Raw genomic sequence first — 9,715 nt, forward strand, 5'->3', positions numbered from 1 at the left:
GCCGCCAGCGCCAGTACCACCTGCACTTCACCGGCGCCAAGCAGTCGGCGACGCGGGAGTCGCGGGTCGAGAAAGCGTTTGGCCGTCTCCCTTGACCACGCTGCGTTTGTAGTAGATCAGCATCTCCTCTGAAGGCCGATACAGTCGCGTCCCCAGTGGGACAATCACGATTGAAAGGTGGATCAGCATCGGACGAGCCATCATCGGGTCGATGGGTTGGTCATCGGTCCGTTCGGAAGCAGCCAGAACCAGCTCTTCATGAGGTGTTCCTTTTTAGACGGAGCAATGCAACGTATGCCAATCTCTATAACGTAGGTTACGAAACCCTCCTATCCAGACGGTTTTTTCACAACGAGTTCGACTACTTTCCGGTCGTTCTGCTTGGCCTTGAGGGTATGGTTCTCGTCCAATAACACCTCATTGATAGAAGCGATGTTGGCGACCTTGGTCCTTAACTCTTCGTTCTCTTGACGATAGCTTGTGGACTTGTGCCGCTCAGCAATCAAATCTTGATGCTTCACGTCCCGCACGGCTCGACTAGAGCGGCCCTGGATCTCTCGGATAGCCTCTGCAACGGTTGGATAGTGGTTATGGATCAACGCTGTTGATACACCCGCTTCGCGTGCGACAGCGGCGATGGTCACCTTGGTTTCCTTGGTATGAGCACGTCCCTTCTGGATGCGGTAGATGGCTAGCTTCAGATCTTTTTCACGAACCACAGCAGGTTTGTAGTTGGCTGTTTTGTCCTTCGGTTTCATGCGGTCAGAGTCTCCAGGTCCATGCCCAATTGAACGAGTACGTCTCGACAGCGTTTCAAGTCCCGATCAACGCGTTGGCGACCTCCCTCGCCAATATTCTGGCAATGCAGCAGCTCTTTCAGATCGTTGTATTATCGCAGGTAGATGGGACCGTGGTAGGTATCGATAACGGCATTGTTGCAGTCGCCGCAGCGAGTACGGTCGAGAGTATTGCCTACACAGCCATCATTGTCTGCCGTACACCAAGCGTGGCCGTTGCTGCGAATCGCAGTGCTCTCTGCAATGGATTTCACCATCGAGGCGCGATCCTTGAATATCAGCAAGTTCTGTGGATCGCGCTGCCAATGACTGAGCGCTCGGCCATAGCCACCGGCCAATGGCTTGTCTCCCAACCAATTATCGGTGACGCTAAATTTGATATCCTCCAGCTCCGCCTCAATTTCGGCATAAAGTTCAAGGTCCAGATGCTGTCCCCACCCGTCGTCCATGGCGTAGCTTAAAGTCATGTCCATTGACCAGTGCGCGTAATGTTCTTTGAGATAGCGCAGGTCGCCGAAGCGGCTATGCGCTGCGTAGTTGGCGAATTTTCGACGGAATTGGTGACTGTTGAGTTTCCAACTCAGCCCGCAATTCTTGGCGAAAGATTGGAGGTTTAGACTCCAAGTAGTGTTGCTGAGTGTGCGCACTCTGTTGTTTGCATTCGGATATGCACCAAGAAACAGCGAATGGCGTTCCTTTTGCGCCTCAGTGATTTGCGGGTCAAGCGAATTGGCGAGACGTCGCTGTACGATCTCGGCATCGATCATGGCTTGATAGGGCGCGCACCAGCGTTCCATCAGACGCAGAGCACGCACGGCTGCTTCAGGAATCATCCAGTCGTGTATGCCTGCATCGGTCTTGTCGGATCGAGAACGCATCCAGTGATAGATGATGCCCTCATCGTCTTCGGTGCGGTGCTCAGCGCCTGACTGTAAATTGGCCAGCTCGTGGTTGCGGCAGCCGGAGGTGCTAGCCAAGACGATGTAGCAGGCAGTGCGCAGATCGAGCACTGCCTTGTTGAACACCTTCAAACCTCCTTCCCAGCCAGAAGTGCTCAGGTGGCTATTCTTAACCCAAATTAGGCCTTCAGTGCTCAGCGCTTTACGTTGCTCCGAGATAGCATCAAGTTCATCGCGCAGATCAAGCACTAGATCACCGCGCTCAACCTTTTGATAGGCCTGCTCAAACAATGCGCAGAACACGTCATCGGGGATCAGAGGTGTCTGTTCACCTTGATTTTTCTGGCCGATCAGTCCTGCCATTGCCCTCCCGGACGTCTCAGGCCAAGGGTGCTGAGACATTGGGTCGTCGGTGTACTGGCTAAACTCATGAAATGCTTCGACTGCTATGAAACGGGTTTTCAGCGCACGCTGTGATAATGGCTTGCCTTTCGAACGCTGGGTCTGGCGGTGGGCTTTGCAGACTGCTACATATGCCGCACAGATCATGGGTGTAACAGCGCTAAGGCAATCTAGTTTCAGCATTTCAAGATGGCGTAAAAACGGCATTGCATCGTTGAACATTTGAAGAACCGCCGTGCCTTTAGGTCGACCCGCTTCTCGTCGCCCGCGCCGTAAGTAGCGGTAAAACATTGCCTTCACCACCGCTCTAAACGCCGCTGGCACACGGCTGAAGTCCAATCGTCTTTGGTAATTTGTCCTGTTGCTGGTGAAACCATCGAGATGCCAGATGTCGTCGACGTATCGGCTGAGGATGACCCACTGTCCATCTACCTGAGTAGCGGTGATGATGAGAGCATCGCGTTCGCACTGAGGGAGTCCGCGAACATCACCCGGCTGGGCGGTACTGGGTATCCATGGGAGTGCCAGCAAGGTTTTGTCACTCATCCAAAGATCTCCAGGCTGTTAATCAGGTCTACTGACCAGAATGGGTGCGGCTCGGAGCGGGCGCGCTCACGAGCGGCTTCAACGGCTGCGGCCTTGAAAATGCCACGCCGCAGTCCCTCGGCGACAATGTACTGGTCGATCAGGCGAGGGATGTGGGCGTACTCCCGTGCCCAGCGTTTCTTGTCCATTCGCGAGCGCTCGCCTAGTACTCGGAAGTAGAAGCTGAACAGCTTGTAGAGGTCCTCAGAAGTCACCGCGTAGTGTGTGCAGCGCAGGCAGTTCATGAAGCTCATGCAGGTCGCGTCCTTGCGCTGCGGGGCGAATTGGCCGTTCACAGGATCGGCGCAGCGACCCATCGGGGTATCCTTATAGGTCGCGCCGATGGTTCGAGTCTGCAACTCCTGCACAAGTACTTCACCCATAAATTTCCAGTTGCGACGAGCGTCTTTGTCGGGAGCCAAATAGTTTTTGTCGGCTACCTGAGGGGTATTGCCGAGGGCTGCTGCGGTGGTCGCGAGATCGCCATCGGTAAGCTCATAGATGCGGTTAGCAAAGGTTTTACGCAGGCGTGAGATATTTATGCGTAGAGGCTTCCCGTCGCTATCCTTAAGATCATATTTATCTACAAAGCGGCTTATCGCCTTGTCCAATGCCGCCGGACTTAACGCCGTAACTTGATCGTCCGTCCCCGTGTAGCGACTGCGATAAAGCCACACCCGCCCCTTTAGGTCATCCGGGGCGTCTGAATCCAAAGGCTCAGTCAAGACCATAACGCGACGGATCAGACGCTCTACGTTCGTCCTTACGCTCGGCGTGGATTCGAGAAAGCGTTCTGTTTGCGATTCGGCCCGCAGCGCCACTTTGCTGGTGTTGTAGCCGCGTCGCTTCCAAAGCACGAGGAATACAGTGTTGTCCTTGGGGTGTGGACGCAAGCAGTCGCGCCCCATCTCAAGCAGTGGCGTGGCATTTCGTCCGGTGTGCAACGCCACGATCAGCAGGGCTGAAACCAGAAGATAGCCGGTCAAAATTGGGTTATCGGTCCATATTGGCCTTATGGACTGGTTCAGCGCCACTGTAAAGGCTTGCCCCTCGCGTTTAGACAGCGCCGTCTCGCCCTTGGTTTTTCGGTTGATGTTTGGGAAGGGGTTGCGTGGGAAGGTGGCTGCATCCCCGGAAAGTACAAAGGGAAACAACCCGCGCCGTCCGAGTGCGAGGAGCACGGACTTCGTGTGCACGTAGCAGCTCTTCTGAGTGACAGTCGACCATCCACGCCCAGATAAGAAGCCTAGATAGCCGTCGATCAGGTCTCGGTTCACATCGGCCAAGACCAAGTTACGTCCAAAAGCTGCTGCCCGGAGCAGGCAGTAATCGAGGAAATTACGCCTCCCGGTTTTGCAAAAGCTAGTCACGGAGGTAACCGTAACCTCGGCATCCTGACCTGTGAGGAAACGTTCAATTTGGCGCTGACACGCGTAGGCGATAGGGTCAATTCCCGCTCCGTACCAGCGAGCAAAATCGAAGTTTCGGGCGTGGGCGCTGTTTCGCTCGAACTTAATAATGGTGTTCAGCGGAGGGATAACCTCAGGCAGAACGACGACGTTGCCAGCACTGTCGATACTGTGCTTGACTTGTGGAACGCTAAGATCGGTTTTGATAAAGTCCTTACGCTTCCCCATCAAGCTTCCTCCGCCAGAGCGTTTAGCTCATCGTCATAGGCCAGTACTGCGTCGTCAGCCATTTCGTTGACCACATGCAGGTACATCATTGTGGTTTCAATCGAACTGTGGCCGAGTTGGCGCTGAAGGAAGATCAGGGGGTCTACCCCTTGTGCGGGATTGCGGCGAAGGCTGACCAAGGTCTGAGTTGCGTATGTATGGCGGAGCATGTGCGCATTGGCCTTTAGCCCAGCCCGCTTGCCGGCCTCATTAACGATCCGGTTCAGGCTCTTGCCATCGCTTCCGTAGGATTGCCCGCATTGGTTTAGCAAAAGTGCGTTTTGCGGAATATTGCTCACGGATGCTCTCTCGCCACGTACCTTTGACAGATAGCGATAGAGTTCGGACATGAACTTACGGCTGACCTTAATATCTCGTGCCTTGCTCCCTTTCGTCTGCATGCCACTGCCATCGAATGGGTCAAGTGAAATCGTCAGGTTGCGTTCGGTTCGCCCCACCTTCTCCGGGTCGTACACATATTCGCATGGGAAGGTGGCAAGCTCTTCACGGCGCAGACCTGTGTGCAACGCCAGACGCATCATCACTCGGTGATGGGGGTTCTCTGATGCGGCCAAAAGCAACTTTATCTGAGCCATGCTCAAGTACTTGAGGAGCGTCTTATGAGCCCTAGGCATGACATCGTTCGCCATGACTTTATTGCCACTGGCGTCGAGATGCCCAAGGAAGCTGGTTGCACGCTTGCCGACGCGCTCCTCATAGTTGAAGGGCACCCGATTGACCCACTTCCGTTTCAGAGCGAACTCATAGAACTTGCAAACGTAGGTCAGGCGCTGGCGAGTGGTGTTCCGTGCCAGCTTACACGTCACCAAGCAGTAGTCGCGATAGGCGGCCACAAGGGATTTGGCCTCCCCACGGTCCACATCGCGCCAGTCAATCTCATGAGCCTGAAGAAAGCTGAAGAAGTCGTACAGTGCGCGGCCAGTACTCCGCCAAGACTTGTTAGAACCGATTTCTCCGCGAAGTAGGTAGCTTCGAAAAAACTGGTTGGCCGGGACGCAACTCTCCATTGAGTCCCAAAGCAGGATGGGAAACCCTTGGTAGGGTTGCCCAGCTATTACAAATTCCTCACTACCCCAAACAAGCTCCATTTCTACCACCCCACAATGACCAGACAGCTAATCCCTTTGTCTGCGTTTACAGACAGAGGGGTTTCACACCGCCCAGCACACTGTAGTGAGTTTTTTTCTAAGTGGTTGTTTCTAGTACAAAGATATCCTAACGATCTCTCAGAGCCAGATCATAAGGCATTCCTGAGTGTTTGCAGGTGGGCAACCTGACGGGTGAATTCGCTACTGGACAGTCGCTCGCTGGGCCGTGGGCGCAGGGCCTGACTGATCGCGCTGGTGGGTTGTCGCGTCAGGCGCGCAAGTACCTGCCATTGATCGGCGACACCCAGTTGTTCAAAGCCTGGGTGCACGCGTCGGGCGCGACGTAAGACGTCTTGTTGCAGGGCGCGCAATAGGACCTGCTGGCCACTGCGTCTGAGTAAAAAGTCGGCGCTGGCACGCACATGCTCGATAAGCTGTCGCCGCGCTCTGGACGCTGGAGCCTGCAACGGACCTTGGCGGATGCCGATATGCCACAGGAGCAATCCAATCAGCAATGCCAAGGCCGCCAACGCTTCAGGGAAATAGCGCAGTAAAAGGCTAAAAAGATCACCGTGTTCAGACTGCAGGAGCATCGTCACCGAGCTGTCTTGGGTCAAATACCAGAGCAGCCAGGCGTTATCGTAACGGCCGATGGCGTTGTTTTTCCATACATCGCTGTCGGTCAGTACCGTGATCAAACCGTCGCCATAGATCATCTGCATCATGTGGGTGGATGATTCGCTGTTCGCCCAGGTCTGCGCATGGTCTTTTGGGTCTTCGAGGTGAAAGCGAGTGTCGAAGCTGAAATAAGCGGGGTCTTTCTCGTTTTCCAAGTAAAGCTTGGTCAACTGAGGCGATTGGCTGGGCGCCTGCAAGACTGATGGTGGATCGCCCGAAAGCGTTGGTATTTTGCTCTTGCTACGATCCGGCATCAGAAGGTCGGCGCTGAGCAGTTGATGCAGTTGTATGCGGTCCAACAGTAAGTCGCCGCTGCGGCCTTTTTTCTCATCCCACAATTGTTCCGCGACGAATAACAGGTGGCCGCCCGACTTGGTCCAATTGAGCAGTCGTTCCACTTCCCGGGGTGTCATGTTTTCGCGGCCGGCCAGCAGCAATAGCGTGTGTTGCTGCTGCCGGGCATCAGGCAAGTTTTGGATCACCCGTGTTGTCTGTACAGGCACCGAGTGTTGCCGAAGAAAGTGCTCGGCGGCCAGATAGGGATTGCCGAGAGCTTGCGGCGATGGGCCACGATCAAGGACTTCGCTGTAGCGCTCCATGTGCGTATAGACGTAGCGCCCAGCAAACGCCAACACTGCGAGTACCAGCAGTCCGATCAGCACAGAGTGGCGCTTGCTCACGGCCGACCTCCGTTATCGGACTGACTGCCGAACAGATCACGCCAGCTTTCGCACAATGCCTGTTGCACCGACACAGCAGGTAACTGATGACCGTAAGCGAGGTTTTGCCAATGGGTGGTCAGGTGCCGGCTGAAGTCGCTTAACCCTTGCAGCCGCAGGTGTGCAACGTGTTGCAACACCTCGCCTTCGGTGTCGGCCTCTTTCAGTGGCAGTTGGTAGTCGATCAACAGCCTGCTGAGTAGCGCTCGGTACAGCAAGCCCAGTGCTTCCCGAGGCTTGTGCGGCCATAGACGTTCGACGGCACTGGCGACGTCGTCGGGCAGGCTTTCGGCGCTGACTTGCAGACCGAACAGTTGTTGCGGGACCGTTCGCCGCACAGGCTTGGGGCTCGGTCGGCGGCTGACGAACGTGCTGAACCACGCCCGGTAACGCCAGATCAATACGCCGACCAAGACCACGGCCGTTGTCCACAGCAGCACCTCGAAGACCCGAGCGAACAGTTTGGCCGCTTGCTCAGCCCAATTGATCAGTCGCAGGACCCACTGCGCTGCAATCACGGGTTTGTCCGCGGTGACTTTGTCTTTGATCAGGCGCCAACCGTTGATGGTCTCGGGGTTCTTGAACGGCGGCTGCGTCAATAGGCTCTTGATGCTTTCGCGAGAGGCGTCGCTGGTCAGTTTTTGATGGGTCAAACGCGTGCCATCCGGTCCTGCCACAGGACGGATGGGGGCGGTGGTTTCCGGGTTCGGCAGTGGGCAGCTGTAACTGGGCTCGTCGGCCCAGACGGAAGGCGAGCCCATGGAAAAAACAAGTCCGACCCCGATCAACATCGCATAGGCAGTGCCGGTCAGGCGCTGGCGCAAACGTCGCAGCACCAGCTCAATGTCCCAAGCCTCCAACTCCGTGCGGCGGTTCAGGTACAAGGTAAAACCGCAGGCGACATAAATCGGCTCCCAGAGAATCAGTATCAGGGCGTAAAAGGTGTTGCTCAGGTGTGCAAGCCACGTCCAATTGTTTTGGAGGTCGATCAAACTGTTCCAGCTCCATTCCAGACGAATCTGTTGCGGAATCAGCAGATAGAACATCGCCATCAGACCCATCCACAGGGTCATTTCCAGAGAGCTGCCAATGGAGGTCAGCCAGCGGGCTGCACGCAGGTTGCCGCGGCTGAGAACACCGATGCGTAGTTGTCGTGCCGGGCCAGACAACCCTTCGAGTTGCTGCACCGGTAGTTTGAAACTGCGGCTCATGCTCAGACGTCGCCACGTCAAGCTGGCGAGAAGTTGCGGTTTCAGCAGGCGTAGCCATCCTTTCAAGGCCTGCTCAAGCGTCGGCGTCGAGCCAAATAATGCTTGCGACAAGATCAGCAACGGCAAACGTTCAAAGATCGGCTTGAGCCACCAGAACAGCAGTATCGCCACGGACGGATTGTCCCAAAAAGCCACGCTGAGCAGGGCAAAGACCGGTAGCGTGACGATGGCCCAGCTGCTCATCAGCAACACGCGATGCTCGCGAGCCAATAGCGTGCCCAAGTCGAGAGCTTCCCATGGGTTGCGTGGTCGAATCGCAACGCTGGCGTCAGTCAGGCGCATGGTGACCTCGTCCGGCACAGACCAGATACGTTGGAACCAATGTCCATAAAGCCGCGCCTACCACGTATTTAGTCAACGGCCGGAAGCTGTTCAACGATGACCAGTAGGCTTCAATGAACGCCGCGATCAGCAAAAATACCATCACGCCAAACACCAACTGGACACTGATTTTTGCGGCTAGGCGCAACGCTTCACTGCGCGGTAAAGCGCCGGGTGCGAGCAACGCCCAACCCAGTTTCAGCCCTGCTGCGCCGGCCAAGGCGATGGCGGTCAATTCGAATGCGCCGTGGCCGATGGCAAACGACCAGAAGGTTTGTCCGAAGCCGATGCCGCTGAGATGACCGGCCACGGCACCGATCATGAGCCCATTGAAAAACAGGAAAAACACGCTTCCCAACCCAAACAGCAATCCGCTGGCAAAGGTTTGAAACGCGATGCCGATGTTGTTCATGATGTAGTAGGCAAACATCATCCAGTCTTCACTGGACCCACGAATTGCCGCTTCACCCAGGCGTCGAGCGGAAGGGTCATACATGCCTTCCATCTCGGTGACTTGCTCTGGGCTGACGACGGAGTAGACCAGGTCCGGGAAGCAGTAGACCAGCAGGCCCATGACGATCAGGCTGCCGAAAAACAGCACGCTCGCGGCAAGGACGAAGCGCCACTGGGCCCTGACCAGCCGTGGAAAGCCGGCCATGAAAAAGCTCAACACCTGAGCACCTAGCTGGCTACGGTGGCGATACAACTGTTGATGGCCGCGCGCAGCCAATTGGTGCAGCGGGTCAACCAGATGGCTGCTGTAGCCACGCTCTTGGGCCAACGCCAGTTGCTGACAAATGCGTCGGTAGTCGCCGGCGAATCCTTCGCTTGCCTTGCTGTCTACTTTGCCGCGCTCAAGCGCTTCCAGCAGACGGGTAAACCGTTGCCACTCGGGTTGATGGCGCGATTCGAACTGGCTTTGTTTCATGGCGGTCCCAGTAAGCCGCGGGCGATGCCGTTGAGCCGAGCGACCGCTTGCTCCGTAGGTACCTGCAACGGCACCGCTAGAATCTCGGCCAGTTCTTGAGTGCGCTCAGCGGACAGGCTTGCCTGGCGCTCGACGAATTCAAGCAGTGCGCGCTGCTCATCCAGCGTTAGCGCAAAGGGGGCAATTTGCGCCACGGCGTCTGGAAAAACTGGAGGGGTGAGTGGGGCGTCACGGTAGATCACCAATGTGCCGGCGGCCAAGTCCCCCAAGCGTTTAAACATAGGGTGTTGCAAGCAACTGACAGCACCGAGGCAGTAGCCGAACGGCAAC

General features: G+C 56.1%; 8 protein-coding genes and 1 pseudogene. 1 reads left to right on the plus strand and 8 read right to left on the minus strand.

Going from position 1 to position 9,715, the window contains the following annotated elements; translation table 11 throughout:
- Positions 1 to 95: YdeI/OmpD-associated family protein (locus M0974_RS33370; RefSeq protein ID WP_367279051.1), on the plus strand; the 95-nt coding region annotated here is incomplete at its 5' end.
- Positions 96 to 329: 234 nt separating this feature from the next.
- Here the strand turns inward: M0974_RS33370 and M0974_RS25750 are convergent.
- The 8 genes and pseudogenes from M0974_RS25750 to M0974_RS25785 all read right to left on the minus strand — a co-directional run.
- Positions 330 to 758 carry a TetR family transcriptional regulator gene (locus tag M0974_RS25750; RefSeq protein WP_297843742.1) on the minus strand — a complete coding sequence of 143 codons (429 nt, stop codon included), beginning with the start codon at positions 756 to 758 and terminating at the stop codon, positions 330 to 332.
- Positions 759 to 889: 131 nt separating this feature from the next.
- Positions 890 to 2,644 (minus strand): integrase, encoded by a 1,755-nt coding sequence (locus M0974_RS25755; RefSeq protein ID WP_367279050.1) that lies wholly within the window; start codon positions 2,642 to 2,644, stop codon positions 890 to 892.
- Entirely contained in the window at positions 2,641 to 4,320 is a 1,680-nt protein-coding gene (locus M0974_RS25760) for a hypothetical protein (RefSeq protein WP_297843744.1), read from the minus strand. The genes M0974_RS25755 and M0974_RS25760 overlap by 4 nt, the downstream gene beginning before the upstream one ends.
- Positions 4,320 to 5,468, minus strand: a complete 1,149-nt coding sequence (locus tag M0974_RS25765) for a site-specific integrase (protein ID WP_297843747.1) — start codon at positions 5,466 to 5,468, stop codon at positions 4,320 to 4,322. The genes M0974_RS25760 and M0974_RS25765 overlap by 1 nt, the downstream gene beginning before the upstream one ends.
- Positions 5,469 to 5,617: 149 nt before the next feature.
- Positions 5,618 to 6,826, minus strand: a complete 1,209-nt coding sequence (locus M0974_RS25770) for a DUF4350 domain-containing protein (protein WP_297843750.1) — start codon at positions 6,824 to 6,826, stop codon at positions 5,618 to 5,620.
- The gene (locus tag M0974_RS25775; protein ID WP_297843753.1) at positions 6,823 to 8,418 is read right to left on the minus strand and encodes a DUF4129 domain-containing protein; all 1,596 of its coding nucleotides are present in this window, start codon (positions 8,416 to 8,418) and stop codon (positions 6,823 to 6,825) included. Before M0974_RS25775 ends, M0974_RS25770 begins: the two co-directional genes overlap by 4 nt.
- Positions 8,405 to 9,385, minus strand: coding sequence for a stage II sporulation protein M (locus M0974_RS25780; protein WP_297843756.1), 981 nt, complete (start codon positions 9,383 to 9,385; stop codon positions 8,405 to 8,407). The genes M0974_RS25775 and M0974_RS25780 overlap by 14 nt, the downstream gene beginning before the upstream one ends.
- Positions 9,382 to 9,715 (minus strand): annotated as a pseudogene (locus tag M0974_RS25785) (RDD family protein); the annotation flags it as partial. The pseudogene M0974_RS25785 and the gene M0974_RS25780, both read right to left, overlap by 4 nt.

It is taken from the genome of Pseudomonas sp., assembly GCF_026224925.1.
Lineage (GTDB): Bacteria > Pseudomonadota > Gammaproteobacteria > Pseudomonadales > Pseudomonadaceae > Aquipseudomonas.

Bases quoted from the DNA above. Each gene is read 5' to 3' on its own strand.
- M0974_RS25750 (WP_297843742.1), bottom strand. From the start codon at position 758: ATGAAACCGAAGGACAAAACAGCCAACTACAAACCTGCTGTGGTTCGT.
- M0974_RS25755 (WP_367279050.1), bottom strand. From the start codon at position 2,644: ATGAGTGACAAAACCTTGCTGGCACTCCCATGGATACCCAGTACCGCC.
- M0974_RS25760 (WP_297843744.1), bottom strand. From the start codon at position 4,320: ATGGGGAAGCGTAAGGACTTTATCAAAACCGATCTTAGCGTTCCACAA.
- M0974_RS25765 (WP_297843747.1), bottom strand. From the start codon at position 5,468: ATGGAGCTTGTTTGGGGTAGTGAGGAATTTGTAATAGCTGGGCAACCC.
- M0974_RS25775 (WP_297843753.1), bottom strand. From the start codon at position 8,418: ATGCGCCTGACTGACGCCAGCGTTGCGATTCGACCACGCAACCCATGG.
- M0974_RS25780 (WP_297843756.1), bottom strand. From the start codon at position 9,385: ATGAAACAAAGCCAGTTCGAATCGCGCCATCAACCCGAGTGGCAACGG.